Raw genomic sequence first — 19,773 nt, forward strand, 5'->3', positions numbered from 1 at the left:
GTAACAAAATCTTTATTCAAGCACAATTTGAGAATCTATTTGCATTTACGACTCTAAATACCATAATATAATCTAATCCCTAGTAGCTGTGTATTTTGGCTGAATGACGATCGCAATTGATTTTGGAACTAGCAACACCGTGGCCGCTCGCTGGAATCCAGCCCGATCGCAGCCCGAAACTTTGAAATTACCGGGATTGTCGGCAATCTCGGCTCAAAATCCGCCCCTAATTCCCAGTTTACTCTACGTTGAGGACGCTGCTCAAAGTAAAGTCTTGCTCGGTCAGCAAGTCCGCGACAAAGGCCTTGATTTGAGTGGAGATTCTCGGTTTTTCCGCAATTTTAAGCGGGGAATTGGCACTTCTGTTCAGGGTTTTGTGCCGGAACTTGACGGGCAACATATTACTTTTGAACGAGTAGGTGAGTGGTATTTGAGCCAAATTGTGAACTCAATTCGCGAACTGCCCTTGCCGATCGATTCTTTGATTTTTACTGTGCCGGTAGATAGTTTTGAAGCTTACCGCCATTGGTTGGGCAAAGTGTCTCAATCTCTGCAAGTAGAACAGGTGCGGATGTTGGACGAACCTACGGCGGCTGCTTTGGGTTACGGTTTGGCCGATCGCGAAAATCTGTTAGTAATTGATTTCGGCGGCGGAACTCTAGACCTTTCTTTGGTGCGTTTGGACGCTTCCTCCGACAAAAAGCCCCTCGGTTTTATTCTCAAATGGGGCGAAAAATTATTAGCTGAATCTTCAGCGCAAAAAACAAAAGTTGCGCGGGTTTTGGCTAAAGCCGGACAAAATTTAGGCGGTTCTGATATTGATAATTGGCTGGTTGACTATTTTGTTCAAACAAAAGGGCTGGCAAAATCTCCGATTACAACGAGATTGGCAGAACGGTTAAAGATTCAGTTGTCTTTAGTGAATCAGGCGGTTGAGGTTTATTTTGATGACGAAAATTTTGAGAGTTACGAATTAGAATTAGACCGAACTCGTTTTGAATCTATCCTCGCTGAACATCAGTTTTTTGACAAACTAGACGACTGCATGAATCAAGTATTGCAGCAAGCGCGCCGCCAAGGCTTAGAAATTGGCGATATCGATGCAGTTTTGCTAGTTGGCGGTACTGTACAAATTCCCGCCGTCGGGCGTTGGGTGGAGCAATATTTCGAGGCGGCCAAAATTCGCTGCGACAAACCCTTTGAGGCGATCGCCCAAGGTGCTCTGCAACTGAGTCAAGGGCTAGAAATCAAAGATTTTCTCTATCACAGTTACGGCATTCGCTACTGGAACCGCCGCGACAATTGCCACAGTTGGCACAGTTTAATTAAATCCGGCCAGTCTTATCCGATGAGCGAACCGGTAGAATTAGTCTTGGGAGCTTCTTTAGAAAATCAGCCGAGTATAGAATTAATTATCGGCGAATTGGGAGCGGAAACTGGCGGCACGGAGATATATTTTGACGGCGACAGGCTAATTACTCGGCAACTCGCGGGCCAAACATCGGTACAGCCCTTAAATGATAAAGACGGAGCACGCAGCATCGCTCAATTGACGCCGCCTGGGTATCCGGGGAGCGATCGCATAAAAGTTTTGTTCCGCGTTGACGAACAGCGCTTTTTGCGCATTACTGTTGAAGATTTGTTGACCAATGAAACTTTGTTAGAGGATAAACCAGTGGTGCAGCTAAGTTAAGGATAGACTTTAGATAATTCGGCTCTTGAAATCGCTGCATAGAGTCAAACTTTCGTCCGATCGGAGGGGGACTAAGAAATTACTGGTTCCCAGGCTCTTCCTAGGAACCAGTTAGTTTTTGGAGATGTCTATTGGAGACGACAACCGCAGATATTTAGATTTATGGCTGCGGGGGCTTGACAGGGCGAAAATTTTCGTGTACTCTATCATAAATTCGCATCGGAAACGTCAGTCTTTCAGTCAGTCTTTCATTGTAGTATCAAGATTTTTATTAACCCAAATCCTAGGAGATTAACAGCAATGAGTACAACTCCCGGCTTACCCCTCTGGGTGCAAGATAGAGAAGAAGTTCTGAAACAGGATGATGGAGTAGAATGGCGGTACGGGGATCGTCCAGACTATTCTCACACTAATGCTTTCTTGGAAAAGGAAAAGAAACACAATCATACCGAAGGGTCTTTGAATGCGATCGCCTATAATTTGGTGAGAACATTTGAAATGGAAGCATCCTTCAAAACCAATCCCCAACAATGGCTCTCTGTAGTTACGGATAAATTTCGTATGAGCACTAATGGAGGAAAAGAATACACAGCCCAAGAAGTTGTAGATCAGGGAACCTATAATCTCTTTCTAGAAAACTCAGAGCACTACCGCCCCTCTGATGAAACCTTTGAAACCTCCTACAACCTCTTTCACACAGCTTTTCCCGATGGCTTTCTCTGGGAATTAATCGAAGTCGTTGCAGGGCCTCCTAACGTTGTGTTTAAGTGGAGACACTGGGGTACTTTTAGGGGAGCTTACAAAGATCATCAAGCGACAGGAGAAACTATTGAAATTATTGGTCTTAGCATTGCTAAAGTTACAGAGGATTTAAAGATTGAGTCTGTAGAACATTTCTTTGACACCAATAAGTTCTTAACAGGGTTGACGACAGGAGGATGTCCCGTGAGTCATTAATCAAAGGAAGAGGTCATATCGTTTCCGCTGGAATCGGAATCATAAATAATTGTTCGAGTTGCGGTGCAAGCGTCTCGCTCGGTATAAGTAGCGAAAGCGAGCGAGACTATCGGTTTCGCTACGGTATGATTCCGATGTAGTTAGAGAGTCGATGGCAGAGTGTCCCCTACCATCTCTCCTACAAAACCGTGCTTGCGACTTTCACCGCACACGGCTCCTGAGTGATGTAATCCTGGTTATGGATACAGTACCATCGCATAGCGATCTTATTATTACCGCTTGATAGATGTCCTTTTACCCCTACATCCCACCATCAGATTTTTACTGTGGCCGACGGCTTTTAAAGGGCTACTTGGTCTCTATCTTTTACACCACCCGGTGCTGTCAGCATATCTCTGTCATTACAACAAAGCATTGGCTTCTGCGACCATCCCTCACACTCACAGCTTACGGCTAGCAACCTACTTAATTATTTAAGGGCTGTGAGAGCTTTACTTCGTTCCGATTACACATTAGTTGAACATGACAGCGTAATGCTTTCTACCGGGTTTATTGGGCAGTGCTGATAAGTCAATCCGATAATTGCTTATGCCCTATCCTTGCCTTTTGGCTTGGTCAGTCAGCCGTTTGACCATCTATCATAACGGTAGTTCAGACACATTTTTGCTTTCGCTACGCATAAGTTCTTGCTCGACAGCTACCCCCCAAGGCTAAGAGTCTTTCTTCCTTTTATCCCCGCTTTATCCTGTTAGTTGCTACCCAACAAAATAGGGGATATGCTTTTACCGCTGCACCTGCGGACTGGGACTTGACTTAATGTCTCACCCAGAAATGTAATCAGTTATCACTGGCTTCGAGGAGTCAGGCTAACCGTCCCTGGATAGGAGTACCTATCCATTTAGGTTAAACGAATCGCACACCGGATTTGATATTACAGCTTGCAATTTACTAAAAAATATGCACCGATTGGTACTGATGACTACCAATTTAGTCAACGTTTAGGAGAAGATTTGTATGAATTATTGAGCAATAACGATCGCATCATGAAACAGTATTTAGAGATATCGCGTCCCTTCGGTCATAAAATAGGCGGTTATCCCGATTTTATACAAGGCGACGCAAGATTGGTTAATAACCATGATAGTGACACAGAGCAAAATATTCTTTTATTTCAAATGGATTCCTCTGTTGATGATGCGGTACATATTCTGTGGAGAGACGACGGCATATATAACTTTTTTATTTCTCAATCATAACTTATCAACTTAGACTTTACTGATGTTTGGTACAATTGGGTTTGTGCTTGAAAGCAGCAGTTAAGTAAGCTCACCTAAAAAAACATAATACCCAGAACCCCGACTTCTTTAAGGAGTCGGGGTTCTAACAGATTGAATAGCGTTCGACTATGCCAAGCCCCATAGCCAATTCCCCATGCCCCATGCCCTAAACCTGAGATTTGTGCACCACCACGGGTGTTCCCACCGAGGCCCATTCAAATAGCCATTTAGCGTGATTGACAGCTACATTTGTGCAGCCATGAGTAACTGGATTGCCAAACAAATTGTGCCAGTAAGCGCCGTGAATTGCCATGCCTCCGTCGTAATACATTGTATAGGGAACGTCGGGCACGTCGTAGTCATCCCCAGTCATTCTAGTAACGCGGTGTTTGGTTTGAACGGCAAAGGTTCCCGTGCGGGTGGGAGTCGATGATTTGCCGCTGGAAATAATCACCGCGTAAACGGGTGTATTTCCTTCCCAAGCTATTAACCTTTGTCTTGACAAATCTATTTCAATCCAGCGTTCGCTGGATTGCTGCAACAGCATAATTTTATTGGCAATTATGTTGTGCTGTTCGCTGGCAAATGCGGTCATTGAACCGCCGCAGAATGTAGCAAAAGTGAGGGCGCAGCCGGCACAGAAAGTTCCAGCGCGACGGAAGTAAATTGAGTTGATAATGCTGTTCATTTCTCACACCTCGTACTATTTTAGATTTTAGGTTTTAGATTTTAGATTGGCTTGTCCTATTTTAGATTTTAGATTTGAAATGTTGGATTGGGAAACTGGACTTAACAAGTTGTTAAGTTTTGGGCGAGAGTTCGGGCAATTTGGACGATCGCCCGCCAATCGCGATTGTCCACTAAGTGTTTAGGAAATAAGTCTCCGGCTAAACCAACAGCGATCGCCCCGGCGTCTATAAATACTTTCGCATTTTCCAGCGTCACCCCGCCCGTGGGAATTAAAGGAATGTTTCCCAGGGGGCCTTGCAGGCTTTTCAGGTAAGCCGCGCCTCCCAAAGCCGATATCGGAAACACTTTAACGCAGGTAGCGCCTGCTTGCCACGCGGTCACAATTTCCGTAGGAGAAAAAGCACCGGGGACGATCGGCACTCCGGCATCAACTGCTGTTTTAATCATAGTTAAATCGGTGTGCGGAGTAAACAGAAACTGAGCACCGCAGTCGATTGCTTGCTGCAACTGTTCTAAGTTTAATAAAGTGCCAGTGCCAATACTAAAAGTAGGGAATTCGGAGCGGAGTTGGGGAATTAATTCAGCGGCTTTGTGGGTATTCCAAGTAATTTCAATAAACTGGATTCCGCCTGCTGCTACCGCTGATGCCATCTGCCAAGCAAGTTCCTTTTCTGAGGAACGGATGACTGCGATCGCCCGGTGTTTTTTTAGTAGTGTCAACCAAGATTGATGATTCATGCTAACTGATTTTGCCCCCAGATAATTCAATAAAGTTCATATAGGAAGACCGAGCGGTTGAAACCGCATCTATACAAACAAAACCCACCTCCGTGGGTTTCCGAGGGGGCGGTTAAAATTGCGTTATTTTCTTTACACCACAGGCGAGTGGACTGCGTTTGACTCGCTAGCTAGAGTAAGTAAAGCCTCAGCATCGCTCGGTTGTGCCATCCATATTACCGCCATTTGCATAACCTCGCTCTACCCGTTGTAATGAGCAACAACTTTAGTCACTTTTCCGGTTGAACTGACTTCCATAAACTCACCTGTCTTCGTGCCTTTTTGGTTGATGTAGTAAAGGACAACACTGGAAACTCCCCACATCACATCAAGCAACTCAAAGTTGAGGTCAGGATAAACTTCCAGCCCCTTTTTGAAGTAGTTTCGTAGCGCTTCTTTGCCTGTCACTGTCCCAGATGGTTCGTTTAGCAGTTGCGCTGCGACAGGCGATATCAGAATTACATCTTCTGCGTAATGGGACATGATTCGATCGAGGTTATGAGTATTCCAAGCTTCTACCCAATCAAGTGCAAGTTCACGCGCTCTATCTTCAGTGACGATCATGGTTTGCTACTCCAATGCTTTTTTTGACTGCTTCCTGTGTGCCCACAAAAAAATCGGGGCGATTCCCGACAATCCCAGAATCACCCCAATTATTGATTTCAAACTTTAGATTCAATCTAAAATCCAAAATCCAAAATCCAAAATTGATTAGGCGATCGTCGCCATTTTCACATCGCTATTAGCTAACAAATTTTGCAATTCATCCGCATCCACAGTTTCCTTTTCAACTAGCATATCTGCCAAAGCATTAAGGACGTGGCGGTTGCCGACGAGTACATCTTTAGCGCGACGGTAAGCTTGTTCTACCAACAAACGCACTTCATCGTCGATCGTCGCTGCGGTTTCTTCGGAGAAATCGCGTTCGGCCATGATATCGCGACCCATGAACATATTGCCTTGTTGGCGACCGAGAGCTACAGGGCCTAGCCGATCGCTCATACCGAAGCGAGTCACCATTTGGCGCGCCACTCTTGCCACTTCCTGCAAGTCGCTCGATGCCCCAGTCGTCACCTCTTCCTCGCCGAAGACAATCTCCTCAGCAATGCGGCCGCCCAAAGCTACCGCCATTTTATTTTGCAAGTAAGAACGAGAAAACAAGCCAGAATCCATCCGATCTTCGCTGGGTGTGAACCAAGTCAAACCGCCAGCGCGGCCGCGGGGGATAATGCTGATTTTCTGCACGGGGTCATAATCGGGCATCAAGGCACCAACTAAAGCGTGACCGGCTTCGTGGTAAGCTACCAAAGTTTTGCGCTTTTCGCTCATCACGCGGTCTTTCTTTTCCGGGCCTGCGAGTACGCGGTCGATCGCATCATTGACTTCATCCATCGAGACTTCGGTCAAGTTGCGGCGGGCGGCCAAAATTGCTGCTTCGTTGAGCAGGTTGGCCAAATCCGCACCTGTGAAACCGGGTGTCCGGCGGGCAATTTTTTCCAAGTCCACATCTTTCGACAAAGTTTTGCCGCGGGCGTGAACGTTGAGAATTTCGAGGCGGCCGGAGAAGTCGGGGCGATCGACTACAACTTGGCGATCGAAGCGACCCGGACGCAGCAGCGCCGCATCAAGCACGTCGGGGCGGTTCGTGGCAGCAATCAAAATGATGCCAGTATTACCCTCAAAGCCGTCCATTTCGGTCAGCAACTGGTTGAGGGTTTGTTCCCGTTCGTCGTTACCACCGCCCAAACCAGCGCCCCGCTGGCGGCCTACGGCGTCAATTTCATCGATAAATACGATACAAGGAGCGTTAGATTTAGCTTGTTCAAACAAGTCGCGGACGCGGGAAGCACCGACACCCACGAACATTTCCACAAATTCTGAACCGGAAATCGAGAAGAAGGGAACGCCTGCTTCTCCCGCCACTGCTTTTGCCAGCAGGGTTTTGCCAGTTCCGGGAGGGCCGACCAGCAGCACGCCTTTGGGGATTTTTGCTCCGACTGCGGTGAAGCGGTCTGCATTTTTCAGGAAGTCCACGACTTCTGCGAGCTCTAGCTTGGCTTGTTCGATGCCGGCCACGTCGCCGAAAGTCACCTGAGTTTGCGGCTCCATTTGGACTCTAGCTTTGGATTTGCCGAAGTTCATGGCTTGGTTGCCGGGCCCGTTTTGGGCGCGCCGCACCAGGAAAAACAGTCCGACCAAAAGCAGGATCGGGAAGAACAGGCTGCTGAGGGCTTTTACCCAGAAGCCTTCGTCGCTTTGGGGCAGAACTGAAATATCTACGTTATTTTTGGTCAGGATGTTGATCAGTTCTGGGTCGTTCGGCAGGTTGACGATGACCTTGTTGCCGTCCTGGGCTGTGACCAGGGCTTTGCTGCGGTCAGAACTGATATTTATTTTGTCTACTCTCTTGCCTTCGACTTCCTGAATGAATTGACTGTACTTCCAAACTTCGCGGCTTGGGGGCTGTTTGTCAAAAAAAGCCGTTGCTAAGGCAATGACTACAATAGCCAGCAGTGCGTACAGGCCAGCGTTTCTCCACCGTTTATTCACCGAGGTCGATCCTCCTAATTTTTAGTCCCTGTGATTTGGGAATTTTTATTTATGTTCATCAATCTTAACGTAATTGTAACTTGTTTGCGGCCGGCAAGTATTGTGTGAAGGAATAACGGAGTTTAGTTGTCTGTCCGAGAGAGCGCTGGGCTGGGTTGCGCAACGAACGACCGGAGGCTGAGGATATTAGGAGGATTTCCAGAACTCAAGGGCGGACGATCGCCCTCCGGCTTCCCAAGAGTGCGCTTGTGCGCTAGATTTAATTGGCGATCGAACTGGCGATCAAATTTTCCAATCTCGGCTGCTTAGACCTAAAACCTTAATTTGTCAAGACACAGGTAAAAAATTTATGAATGCCAGCTAAGTCTTTCTGGTTTGGCGATCGATATAACTGAATAACTGATATATTGCACCATTGGCGATCGGGTTTTAAAGAGCGGGCGCGGGCGGAACGCTCACGCCACAACAAGCTTGATATCTTATTGTGGAACAGGGATCCTTGATATCTTATTGTGGAACAGGGATCCTTAATATCTTCTTGTGGAACAGGCCCGACAGCCTGTTAAGCGAGAAGGGTGCAAAATATCAGATATAACGTATATATGCTCGTAAACTTTCTCGTGCCAAGATAGATAAGACCAAAATAAAAATAGATTTTTTTTCAAATCAATCCTTGAAAAATGATTAACACAAAACCATCAGTCAGTATCGGAATGCCAGTTTACAACGGTGAAAGCTACATTCGGCAAGCCCTAAATTCCCTGCTGGCACAAGACTACCCCAATTTTGAACTAATTATTTCCGACAACGCCTCTACAGACAAAACTCAAGAAATATGTCAGGAATACGCAGCGAATTATCCTCAAATTCGCTATTTCCGAAATGCCGAAAACCTCGGTTCTAGCAAAAATTTTAACCGAGTTTTTGAATTGGCGATCGGTGAATACTTTATGTGGGCTGCCCATGACGATTTGTGGCATCCGAGTTACATTAGCAAATGCGTTGCCAAACTCCAAGAACACCCCCAAGCCGTCATGTGTTGCAGCGAAGTTGCATTCATCGATGAAGAAGGAAATATAAATCCCGACTGGAATCATTACACAAATCGAGAAACCCTCGGCATGGAAGTTAGCGAGCGAGTATTTACACTCGTTAACAAGCTAACTTGGATTGAAGTGTACAGCCTGATTCGCAGCAGTGCTCTCAAACAAACAAACAAGGTGAGTTCCAGCTATGGAGCCGATGTTATTTTAGAGTTAGAACTATTTATTTTAGGTGAAACAGTCAAAATTCCCGAAGTTTTATTTAGCTACCGGATTCCCCGCAAAGTAGCTAAAACTTCCTACGATTTAATGGTGAGTCTCAATCCAGAGGGAGCAGACAAGCAGCGCCGAGATTATCACTTATCATTAGCCAAAGACTTGTTAAAAGTTGTGCAGAACTCCGGCTTAGACGAGAAATTGAAAAAGTCGATATGCACTGACTATATCGCAACTGTTAGCGAAAGTCAGGAATGGTTAGAAATTATTGCTAGAGAACAGTTATTGCCGTTCCAGAACCCCGCCATTATCCAACAAGTTAGATTATTTGTCAGAAATCAACTGCAAGAACAATTTGGAAGGAGTAACTTGATGACAACCAGCCGACTGTGCATTTATCGAGACTTTTTAACAGATTATTATCGGCATTGGATTGCCCAAATGAAAGAGGAGTTTACTCCTGCACGCAAACAGTGGGAATTCGTGGCAATTGTCCAAGCTTTGCACGAACGGGGCTTGCTGGGCAGCGGTAAAAAAGGTTTAGGATTTGCTGTCGGAAATGAGCCGTTACCGTCTTTATTTGCTTCCTTTGGCTGCGAGATTGTGGCGACAGATCAAGGTTTGAATCCTGTTAGCCAAAAACAGTGGGGCGAGACAGACCAACTTTGTAAAGGTAAAGAAGCTCTCAATGAGAAGGGCATTTGTCCGCCCGAACAATTTGAGAGATTAGTTGAATTTCGGGAAGTAGATATGAACTTCATTCCTGAAGATTTGAGGCTAGGAAAGTTTGACTTTATTTGGTCGTCTTGTGCTTTTGAACACATAGGCTCGATCGAGAAAGGGCTGCAATTTGTCCAAAATGCTATGGATTGTTTAAAAAGCGGCGGAGTTGCTTTTCACACGACAGAATTTAATTGTACGTCCAATGCAGGGACGCTAGATTTACCGAATTTAGTGTTTTACAGGCTTCAAGATATCGATCGACTAATTAAAGAATTAGAGAAAAAAGGACACTGGGTAGAGCCCGTCAGCTATGAAATTGGCAGCGATGAACCAGATTTAAAAGTAGCAAGAGCACCTTATACAGAACCGCATTTAAAATTGGAAATGGGCGGTTATGTGGCAACCTCTCTGTTGCTGATAGTCCACAAACCGCAGGAAATATATGCAGAATCTTACCCGCCAGTCTATGCGGATGGGGAAAAACAGCAGGAGTTTATCAAGATTTTTTATGACATATCCGTACTGGGATACGGACACTACGAGTCGCGTTCTCGAACCGGTGTTGCCCGAGTCATAGAGAATATCGCCTCGGGTTTAATTGACTCGAAACAGTTCGATTTATCTTTTTGCGCTACTCATTCTTGGTACGCCGTGAAAACTTGCCTGGATTACTTGCAGACTCAGCCAAGTTTTCGGGGGATACCTTTGGCTCACTCCAGCTTTTTCAGAAATTTTGAAAGTAAATTAATCGAGCTTTACAATATGCTAGAAAACCGGGAAAAAATCTTCCCGGAACACAGCCAAGAAACCCAATCCAAACTGTTAACAGACAAGTTAAAAAAATACCTTTCAAATTCGATCGATATTTCAAAGCAGCGCAGCCATTTAATCGACCAGGAGAGCTTGAGCGAAGCCGATATTTTCCACGCGACCTTCTATCACATTCCGCACCAAGCACGCGAGTGCAAAAAGCTCAAAAATTTTGCCACTGTTTACGATTTGATCCCTATTGTATTGTCGCAGTTCTTTATCGGTAAAAATGATGCCGACTACCAGAGAATGCAGGCATCTTTAAACAGCTTAACGGCAGAGGATTACATTCTCTGCATATCTCAAGCCACCAAAAACGATTTGCTAAATCACGTCAAACTCAACCAGGAAAGAGTGTTTGTAACTCATCTAGCGGCAAATACCGCTTTATTTTACCGCTGCAATGATGCGGAAAATATTGCCTCTGTCAAGCATAAATACGGCATTCCAGACGCACCGTATATCTTGGGTGTCAGCACATTAGAACCTCGAAAAAACCTCGAACACGTCATCCGCTGCTTCGCTAAAGTCGTGAAGCAACAAGGTATCAAAGACCTCAATTTAGTTTTAGTCGGCGCTAAAGGTTGGGAGTACGAAAAAATCTTTCAAGAAATTGCTAACTTCGGTCTCTCAAAAGACCGTATCATTATAACTGGCTATGTAGCCGATGAAGATTTAGCCGCCATCTACAGCGGTGCGATGGTTTTTATTTACCCGTCGCTGTATGAAGGTTTCGGTTTGCCGCCTTTAGAAGCAATGCAGTGCGGGATTCCTGTCATCACCTCGAATAATTCATCGCTTCCGGAAGTAGTCGGCGATGCTGGAATTATGCTCAATGCGGCAGATGCTGACGGACTTTGCCACAGCATTCTCAAACTGTACAGTACACCTGCTTTGCGGCAAGAAATGTCTTTAAAGTCGCTAGCACAAGCGAAAAAGTTTAGCTGGGAAAGGTGTACTCAGGAGACAATTGCTGCTTACAAAAAAGCTTTGTCTGGTTGAGAAATCCCAGCAGGTTGACTGCGTAATTCCTGTCTGTCATTCGCAAGTGTTGCGAAGAATCTCAAACCCTTTCAACACCGCCCGCTTAGTGCGTAAGTCCTATCAGTGTAAGAAGCGAGTTAACCGAGTATGTCAATTGCACGGCAGCATCAAATTAAAGTTATTTACGATATCTCTGTCCTCGGACAGGGACATATGCACCAGCGCGCTAGAACCGGCATTTTTAGAGTAGTTGAAAGTATTGCTGAGAATTTGGCAAACTCGAAAGAATGCGATTTGTTATTTTGTGTCAGTCAGTATTTGCATTTGTTGGATGCGAGTTTCGGTTATCTGGAAACCAATCCAAAATTAGCGGGTATTCCCCTGCTGCATTCGAGCTTTGCCAGGGTTTTTTACAGGCAGCTACTCGATGTTTACAATATGCTGGGTCTTCAAATCCAAGCAAATGATGCGGGCAATGCTGTCGCGGAAAAAGCTGTTTTTGACCATTTGAAGAACAATTTACAAAATGCCGTTCAAATCATGGGCGGTTCCTTTGTTCCGGTAGATGCTAATAATTTAGAGTCAGCAGATATTTTTCACTCGCCCTACGATGAAATCCCTGTTTCGGCAAAGCAAACAAGTAAAGCTCAGATTTTTTTGACTATCTATGACTTGATTCCTGTTTTGTACCCGCAGTTTTTGCTGAGCGAGCAAATCCCTTTACTTTACAAAAAAACCTTAGCGAGCATTTCTCAAAAGGATTGGGTGATTTGCATATCGCATTCAACTAAGAACGACCTTTGCAATTATCTCAAGATAGACGCTTCGAGAGTTTTCGTCACGCATCTCGCTGCGGAACCGACGGTATTCTACCCCTGCCGCGATGCGGAACAACTTGCTTCGACTCGCCGCAAATACGGCATTCCAGATGCTCCTTATATTTTGAGTTTGGGTACATTGGAACCTCGAAAAAATCTCGACGGTGCAATCCGCAGTTTTGCTAAACTAATTGAGGAACAAAATATTAAAGATTTATATTTGGTGTTAGTGGGGACTCCGGGATGGAAATACGATAAAATTATGGAAGAAGTTTCTAAGCAAAACTTTCTAAAAGAGCGGATAATTTTTACAGGATACGTCCCAGAATCTGATTTGGCAGCGCTTTACAGCAGTGCTTTAGCATTTGTCTATCCGTCGTTTTATGAAGGTTTTGGTTTGCCGCCTCTGGAAGCGATGCAGTGCGGAGTACCGGTGATTACCTCAAATACATCTTCGCTGCCAGAAGTAGTTGGGGAAGCGGGAATTATGGTAGATCCAAAAGATACCGACGCGCTTTGTCATAGTATGCTGGAAATCTACAACAAATCATCGCTGCAAGAAACTATGTCTTTAAAATCATTGGCACAGGCTAAACTTTTTAGCTGGCAAAGGTGCACTGACGAAACTATCGCTGCTTATCGAACTGCTTTATCGTAATTTTACAGGAAACTCACCAATCATGAAAATAGTTATTGACGGCATATTTTTTCAAAGCCAGCAAAGAAGCGGGATTGCTCGCGTTTGGGAGTCTTTGATGGCAGAATGGGTAAAAGACGGTTTTGCTGAGAATATAGTAATGCTAGATCGCGCCGGCACAACACCAAAGATTGCCGGGATTCAATATCGCTCAATTCCGGTTTACGATTACAACAAAACAGATGCTGACAAACAAATGTTGCAGCAAATGTGCGATCGAGAAAATGCAGATTTATTTGTTTCTACCTACTATACAACACCGATTTCGACGCGATCGGCATTTGTCGCCTATGACATGATACCCGAAGTTACGGGAGGCGACCTGAATAATCCCATGTGGCGAGAAAAACATCATGCTATCCGCCAAGCATCTTCCTACATCGCCATTTCCCAAAGCACTGCCCGCGACTTAGTAAAGTTTTTCCCCGAAATATCTCCCGCATCAATTACTGTCGCTCACTGCGGCCTTCAAAAACATTTTTATCCTTCTAATCTACCAGAAATAGAAGCATTTAAAACTGCACACCGGATTGAAAAACCATACTTTTTAATAGTGGGAGAAAGATTGGGATTCAACGGTTATAAAAATACGATCGCTTTTTTTCAAGCTTTATCGAGACTCAGCAGCAAGTCGGGATTTGATGTTGTTTGTACTAGCGGTCAACCTTCGCTAGAACCTACATTACAACCGTACACTGCTGGTTTAAACGTCCACCTGCTGTATTTGGGCGACGATGAATTAAGAGCGGCTTACTCGGGTGCGAGCGCCCTCATATTTCCCTCGAAGTATGAAGGTTTTGGACTGCCCATATTGGAAGCAATGGCTTGCGGTTGTCCCGCCGTCACTTCTCCCAACAGCTCGATTCCCGAAGTAGCAGGCGAAGCAGCATTGTATGTAAGCGAAAATGATGTCAATGCACTGGGAAATGCGCTGCTGGACGTACAGAAGCCAGATATTCGCAACTCGTTAATTGCTGCCGGACTTGGACAAGCCCGCAAATTTACTTGGTCAAAGATGGCAAAAACAGTTAGTTCGGCCTTGATTCAAGCCGGCGGCAGCCAACAGCAAATCCCGGCTAAATCGCCGGAATCTCCAATCTTATTGTCAAGCGTTATCGAGGAATACAAAAAAAATCCGACCGATTTATCTGCACTAGCAAATGTCCGCCAAGCTCGAAAACAAATTGCTGCTATCTGGCTTAATTTACCAGCAGAACAAGTTGCAAGTGCCTTTGCAGCCGATGCAGGCAAACAGCACCAAGCGCTGCTTGCTAGCGAGATTAGAGATGAAGCGCTAACCGATACAGAAGAGAGTTTTGTTAGCGAATTAGCCGCCAATGTGGCGAAAGGATTTAACGAGCCAAAAGCCATCAATTACCTGCTCGCAGCCATGCTGTACCGTCGGGCACACCAATTGCCGGTCAAGTACGATCGCGCTACATTGCCTAATTGGTTCGCTAACGAATATCTCAAATTCATGTTTACTTGTCCGAACCTCTTTCAAACAGGAGGAGAAGCAGACAGTTACTATCAATTTATCCAAGGATGGATTGATTACTTACATACTAATTTGTTTAAGAATGCAGATTCGCCACTTTGGCAGAATATTGCTTTGTTGTTCGCGCAAATTGCTAACTTTATCCCGCTTTATTTTACAACTGCCAACCTGCGCGATATTTACACCAAACGGGCGGAAATTATCGAGTTTGCACTCAAAAATCGCGGCTGTTCAATTGATTGTATCTTCCCGGCGCGATCGCCAAATCGGACAAAAATCCGCGTGGGCATAATCAGCGACCATTTCGCGCCGCAAACCGAAACCTTCGCCACAATCCCGGTTTTCGAGCATTTAAACCGCAACGAGTTCGAGATTTACCTGTACGCGCTCAACACCAGCGGCCACCAATTAGAACAATACTGTCAAAGTCGCGCCGACAAACTGGTTGCACTCCCGAAAGACTTTGCATCGCAAGTCCAAACAATCCGCGCCGACGACTTAGATATCCTGTTTTTCGGTACGAATTTAACAGCTATCAACAAACCAGTTGGATCGCTAGCAATGCACCGTTTAGCCCGGGTACAAACTACATCTTTCTGTTCCCCGACAACCACCGGAATCCGCCACATGGATTACTACATCGCAGGTCAATTTACCGCACCGGATGCTAGTTATGAAGAACAATATCGCGAACAGTTGGCTGTGATCGAAGGCAGCGGTTTTTGTTTCAAATACGCAACCGAATCGGAAGTAGCTACAGTCAAACCTACCCGCCAAAGTCTGGGAATTTCCGACAAGACAACAGTTTTTATCTCCGGGGCAAACTTCTATAAAATTTTGCCGGAGTTGAGAGAGAGTTGGGTAAAGATTCTAGCTGCTGTACCCGATTCCATCTTGATTTTATATCCCTTCGGGCCGGCTTGGACTCGCACTTATCCAGCCACACCTTTTGTTAACAATATGAACGCTGTCTGCGCTAAATACGGCGTGAATAACAACCGCTTGCGGTTTGTAAAACAACTGCCAAGCCGCGCGGATGTCAAAGAATTTTTGCAGCTAGCAGATGTTTATCTCGATTCCTATCCTTACGCTGGGGCAACATCGTTAATCGATCCTTTGCAAGTAGGATTGCCGGTGGTGGTTGTAGAAGGAAATGCTTTGCGCTTCCGCCAAGGTTCGGCGATGCTGCGGGAACTGCAAATGTCTGATTTAATTGCGTATGACGAAGCATCTTACATTCAGCTAGCCGTCACCCTCGGCACTAACCAGCAATTGCGGCAGCAAAAACGGCAGCAAATTCAGCAAAAAATGCAAGGCAATCCGCGCTGTTTTGACAGTGTGGCATACTCTGGGGCGATCGGCAAATTATTCCAAGAACTCTTTGGCAAATGGCAAACCAGCCACCTGGAAGTATCCCGCAGCTTACAAGATACCAGTCCCGCACCGACAGATTTTTTCGATCGCCTCTCGAATGCCGTCAAGCTTTACCAAAGAAACTCATCAAACATCTCAGCAATATCCGAACTGCGTCAAATCCGCAAACAAATCGCTGATTTTTGGCTGAACATTCCCGCCGAAAACCTCGAAACTTCCTACAAAACCGACCCCGGCAACAGCTATCAAATAATGCTTTCCAGTGGCTTCCAACGTCAACCGATGATGGAAAGCGAACAAATATTTTTGCAGCAATTAACCCAGATTAGCAAAGGATTAGTGCATCCCAAAGCTGTCAACGCCTTGCTGGCGGCGATGCTGTATTTCCCGCCGGGAACCATGCGAATTCCCGACGCTCGCAACCGTTTGCCGCACTGGTTAATTGGCGATTACGAACAATTTTTTGAGACTGATGCCACCGTCAAGTCTGAGTCAAGTTCTGACTTGTTAGCTCAATACATTCAATCCCCGCAATTTGCGAATCAACTGTTAGGATGCGTCAATCTTTACCGCATCGATCCGTCTGACGAGTCGGTAGTTTTGGAACTCCGGCAAATCCGAAAGCAACTGGCTGATTTTTGGCTGACTGTTCCCTCCGAACAATTGAAAACTGTTTACAAAGGAGAAGTTCGCAAGGGATATCAAGCACTACTTAGCTGCGGCTTGCAAGCAGAATCAATGACTGAAGCAGAACAAAAATTTTTGCAGCAATTGACCGAAATTAGCAAAGGGTTGGTGCATCCTCAAGCTATCAATGGTCTGCTGGGGGCGATGCTGTATTTTGTGCCGGGAAAAATGCAGGTTCCCGATGCTCGCACCCGCTTGCCGCAGTGGTTGCTTGAAGATTACGAAAAGGTGTTTGAGAGCGCATTGGCGGCAACAGAACCAACACTTGTCAAACAAGATTATCTGCCGCAGTTTCTCAATCAATTAACTGCTGCCGTTAATCTTTATGAAATCGACCCGGCTGCTGAATTGGTAATAGCAGATTTGCGGCATATTCGCAAGCAAATTGCCGATTTGTGGCTGAGTGTTTCCGGCGAACAAGTAGAAGTTTTGTACCGGAGCGATTTTGGTAAGGGTTACAAAGCAATGCTGGGCAGCGGGTTTATTAACGAGCCACTGCATGAGAGCGAGCGCGAGCTTTTTAACTCGTTGGTTGTTGAGTTGAGTAAAGGGTTTGGAGCGCCTAAAGCTGTAAATAATTTGTTGGCGGCGATGCTGTATTGTCGCCCTGGACTGTTGCGGGTTCAGGATGCGAATACTTGTTTGCCTCCGTGGTTGTTGGCGGATTACGAGCAGTTTGTTGGGGGTGCGATCGAGCTTGCTGTGAAGTAAACGGATATAACCTAGGGTGGGCTGCGGCCCGCCCAGCCCTGTCTGGCGCGATCGATTAGTTAGACAATTGGAACTTGATTTTTAAGGGCAAAAGAAATGCTTCAAATATATAGAAACGGTGAAAATGGAGAAATAATTCGGGGTATAGGATTGTCGGCTTTTATACACAACGGGGGCTACTACCAAACCATCATCGGAGTTTTTGAGGACGGTAAGATCAATTGTTGGGGATTGGTTAACTTTGAGGAATTCAAAAACAAAGTTGCTCGGGGATGGGTTGTTACCGAAGTTCCCAAGGGTGCGATGATAGGCTGTCACCATCTCTACTACGGAAACTCGACTTTAGAGTTCTATATAGAGATTGATGAGTTTGTCAAAGAAGTGGAAGATACGATCGATCGGCTTCAGGGCAAGCAAACAGTTGCAGAGACTTGTATTCAAGCCTTTGCTAGATTCTTAACGTTACCAACAGAAGAAAATAAAAGTAGCTTGCGAGCAGCTTACAATGCTATTCCAAAACATCTGAGAATTTATGTTCTTGGCGATATGGGTGGTGAAGATTACGCCCTCCGATGGTGTATCGAAAACAGAGATATTTCCCCGGAAATTCTAGAAAGATTTAAGAAGGATTATGAATGGGTCTTGGAACGGTAGAACTAGACAAGTCTGAAAAGGGATATCTAACCAAAATTATGTCATTTTTAGAGTAACTGGGCATAGACATCATCCTCAGTATTATCCCAAACTGTATCTACTGATGTTTGACTGGCTTGAAGCCAAAACTCAGCTTCTTCATCAGGTAAGAGTGTTACTAATACTTTTGCCCCTTCGGGTAACTCTGATAACTCCAGCAGTTCAATTTTCCCTTGTCGAACAGTAGCCCAAAGTGTTTTCAGCATATCCACCTCATAAACTGTGCTTTATGCAATTTGCAGATTTTTGGTAAGTTGTCGCACTAAGCGACTAATTACAACGTAATACTGTTTTAGCCCGATCGCCTGACGGGGAGTGGCTAGCAATTTTTCGCCCTGAAGATGGACAAACTGCCACATTACGCGATCGCTCGTTGCACCGCAGCAGTCCTTTATCCGCAGGAAAAGTTTGTAGCGGCGCATTGCAATGCCATTATCACGGTTGGATCTACAATCAAATTTGCACCCCGATTTGCTATCAATTTAACACGAGTTCTGGCTGCTGAGTCTCAAACAAAGGGCGAGTTACCTGACGCACTAGCACTGTTTCTAAACTCCCTTCTACCACATTTTCTGCTTCTATTTCCAACTCGCCCCACAATAGCCGATCGCCTTGATTTGGGATTTTACCTAAATTGTGGATCACGAATCCGGCGATTGTTTGGTAAGCTGGGTTTGTCGGCAGGTTTAATCCGAGTTTTTCGTTAACTGCTGTCACTTCCCATAGACCAGAAATCAGTGCCGAATGAGCATCTTTTTGCAGGAGAGTTGCCTCGGAAGGTAACAGCAGGGGTTGAGACTTTTTACTGGTAATCCAACCTGTCAGCAGCCGCACCGTACCGTTGAGAATTACTAGCAGCGGCCACAGTAATTTTGAGCATAGTTCGAGGGCTGGCATCAGCAGCAAAGCAGTGCGTTCTGGGGCGTGGGTTGCTAATACTTTGGGGATTAGTTCTCCTAAGACTATTTCTACGTAAGTTACTAAGATAAAAGCTGCGGGAACTGCGATCGAATGAGCAGTCAGCACCGCCGGCAAATGACCGATCGGCAATTTGTCGATCCACGGTTCGATCCAGTGTACAGTGGCTCCCTCACCCAACCAACCCAACAGCAAACTCCCTGCTGTTGTACCAGTTTGAGTCACAGACAGGTAATGCGGTATGTTGTTCTGAGCTTGGTGGACGAGTTCGGCAGTTTTAGCGGTTGGGCGATCGTCCAACTGGGCAAGTTGGCGGATTTGATGGCGATCGGCTGATACTAATGCTAGTTCTGATGCCACAAAAAACGCGATTACAAGTGTTAAGCCCAGCAACATTGCTAATCTCAGCACTGTTTCGGCGACTTCTATTTCTAGCGAGGTAATGTTGTTCAAGATAGATATCTAATACGATAGATGTTTTCAGTTAATTATTTAATTTTAGCTTGCGATGGAGATAGATTGAGCGCCAGACATTGCGGATATCCCCACTACCCGTATTCGTAGGTGCGCATTGCGCACCTTACTCGTAGAACTTGTGAACTCTTTCTCTTGTCTTCTTTCGCGCAATTGGCGTCTTCGCGGTTCGTTTTAACTGAG

At 45.5% G+C, this 19,773-nt stretch carries 14 protein-coding genes; 8 read left to right on the forward strand and 6 right to left on the reverse strand.

The window, feature by feature from the left end; genetic code table 11:
* Nucleotides 1-103: 103 nt before the first annotated feature.
* The 3 genes from QUB30_RS12485 (at nt 104) to QUB30_RS12495 (ending at nt 3,906) form a co-directional block, all read left to right on the forward strand.
* Entirely contained in the window at nt 104-1,693 is a 1,590-nt protein-coding gene (locus tag QUB30_RS12485; RefSeq protein ID WP_333333601.1) for an Hsp70 family protein, read from the forward strand.
* A 300-nt stretch (nt 1,694-1,993) separates the two neighbouring features.
* Nucleotides 1,994-2,650, forward strand: a complete 657-nt coding sequence (locus QUB30_RS12490; protein ID WP_333333603.1) for an ester cyclase — start codon at nt 1,994-1,996, stop codon at nt 2,648-2,650.
* A gap of 938 nt (nt 2,651-3,588) precedes the next feature.
* Nucleotides 3,589-3,906, forward strand: a complete 318-nt coding sequence (locus QUB30_RS12495; RefSeq protein ID WP_333333605.1) for a DUF1963 domain-containing protein — start codon at nt 3,589-3,591, stop codon at nt 3,904-3,906.
* Between the two features lie 187 nt (nt 3,907-4,093).
* Here the strand turns inward: QUB30_RS12495 and QUB30_RS12500 are convergent, their stop codons facing one another.
* From QUB30_RS12500 to ftsH3, 4 genes are all read right to left on the reverse strand, one after another.
* Entirely contained in the window at nt 4,094-4,615 is a 522-nt protein-coding gene (locus tag QUB30_RS12500; RefSeq protein ID WP_333333607.1) for a L,D-transpeptidase, read from the reverse strand.
* Between the two features lie 101 nt (nt 4,616-4,716).
* Complete coding sequence (locus QUB30_RS12505; RefSeq protein WP_333333609.1) at nt 4,717-5,355, reverse strand: bifunctional 4-hydroxy-2-oxoglutarate aldolase/2-dehydro-3-deoxy-phosphogluconate aldolase; 639 nt, start codon at nt 5,353-5,355, stop codon at nt 4,717-4,719.
* 240 nt (nt 5,356-5,595) lie between these two features.
* Entirely contained in the window at nt 5,596-5,958 is a 363-nt protein-coding gene (locus tag QUB30_RS12510; RefSeq protein WP_333333611.1) for a nuclear transport factor 2 family protein, read from the reverse strand.
* Between the two features lie 147 nt (nt 5,959-6,105).
* Entirely contained in the window at nt 6,106-7,944 is a 1,839-nt protein-coding gene (ftsH3, locus tag QUB30_RS12515) for an ATP-dependent zinc metalloprotease FtsH3 (protein ID WP_333333613.1), read from the reverse strand.
* A 680-nt stretch (nt 7,945-8,624) separates the two neighbouring features.
* Here ftsH3 and QUB30_RS12520 point away from each other — a divergent pair.
* The 4 genes from QUB30_RS12520 to QUB30_RS12535 all read left to right on the forward strand — a co-directional run bounded on the left by QUB30_RS12520 (nt 8,625) and on the right by QUB30_RS12535 (nt 18,159).
* A complete protein-coding gene (locus tag QUB30_RS12520) occupies nt 8,625-11,738 on the forward strand; it encodes a glycosyltransferase (RefSeq protein WP_333333615.1) in 3,114 nt (1,037 codons plus the stop codon).
* Between the two features lie 129 nt (nt 11,739-11,867).
* Entirely contained in the window at nt 11,868-13,196 is a 1,329-nt protein-coding gene (locus QUB30_RS12525; protein ID WP_333333617.1) for a glycosyltransferase family 1 protein, read from the forward strand.
* A gap of 22 nt (nt 13,197-13,218) precedes the next feature.
* The gene (locus QUB30_RS12530; protein ID WP_333333619.1) at nt 13,219-17,505 is read left to right on the forward strand and encodes an O-linked N-acetylglucosamine transferase family protein; all 4,287 of its coding nucleotides are present in this window, start codon (nt 13,219-13,221) and stop codon (nt 17,503-17,505) included.
* A 96-nt stretch (nt 17,506-17,601) separates the two neighbouring features.
* Complete coding sequence (locus QUB30_RS12535) at nt 17,602-18,159, forward strand: DUF7638 domain-containing protein (protein ID WP_333333621.1); 558 nt, start codon at nt 17,602-17,604, stop codon at nt 18,157-18,159.
* 47 nt (nt 18,160-18,206) lie between these two features.
* Here QUB30_RS12535 and QUB30_RS12540 read toward each other — a convergent pair whose 3' ends face one another.
* Complete coding sequence (locus QUB30_RS12540; protein WP_333333623.1) at nt 18,207-18,404, reverse strand: hypothetical protein; 198 nt, start codon at nt 18,402-18,404, stop codon at nt 18,207-18,209.
* 119 nt (nt 18,405-18,523) lie between these two features.
* Between QUB30_RS12540 and QUB30_RS33835 the strand changes: the two genes are divergently transcribed.
* Nucleotides 18,524-18,703 carry a Rieske 2Fe-2S domain-containing protein gene (locus QUB30_RS33835; protein WP_445300492.1) on the forward strand — a complete coding sequence of 60 codons (180 nt, stop codon included), beginning with the start codon at nt 18,524-18,526 and terminating at the stop codon, nt 18,701-18,703.
* Here the strand turns inward: QUB30_RS33835 and QUB30_RS12550 are convergent.
* Nucleotides 18,676-19,569, reverse strand: a complete 894-nt coding sequence (locus QUB30_RS12550) for a CNNM domain-containing protein (RefSeq protein WP_333333627.1) — start codon at nt 19,567-19,569, stop codon at nt 18,676-18,678. The two genes, QUB30_RS33835 and QUB30_RS12550, sit on opposite strands and share 28 nt — an antisense overlap.
* Between the last annotated feature and the right edge of the window lie 204 nt (nt 19,570-19,773).

Origin of the sequence: Microcoleus sp. BROC3 (assembly GCF_036702515.1) — a bacterium.
In the GTDB taxonomy this organism is placed as follows: domain Bacteria; phylum Cyanobacteriota; class Cyanobacteriia; order Cyanobacteriales; family Microcoleaceae; genus Microcoleus.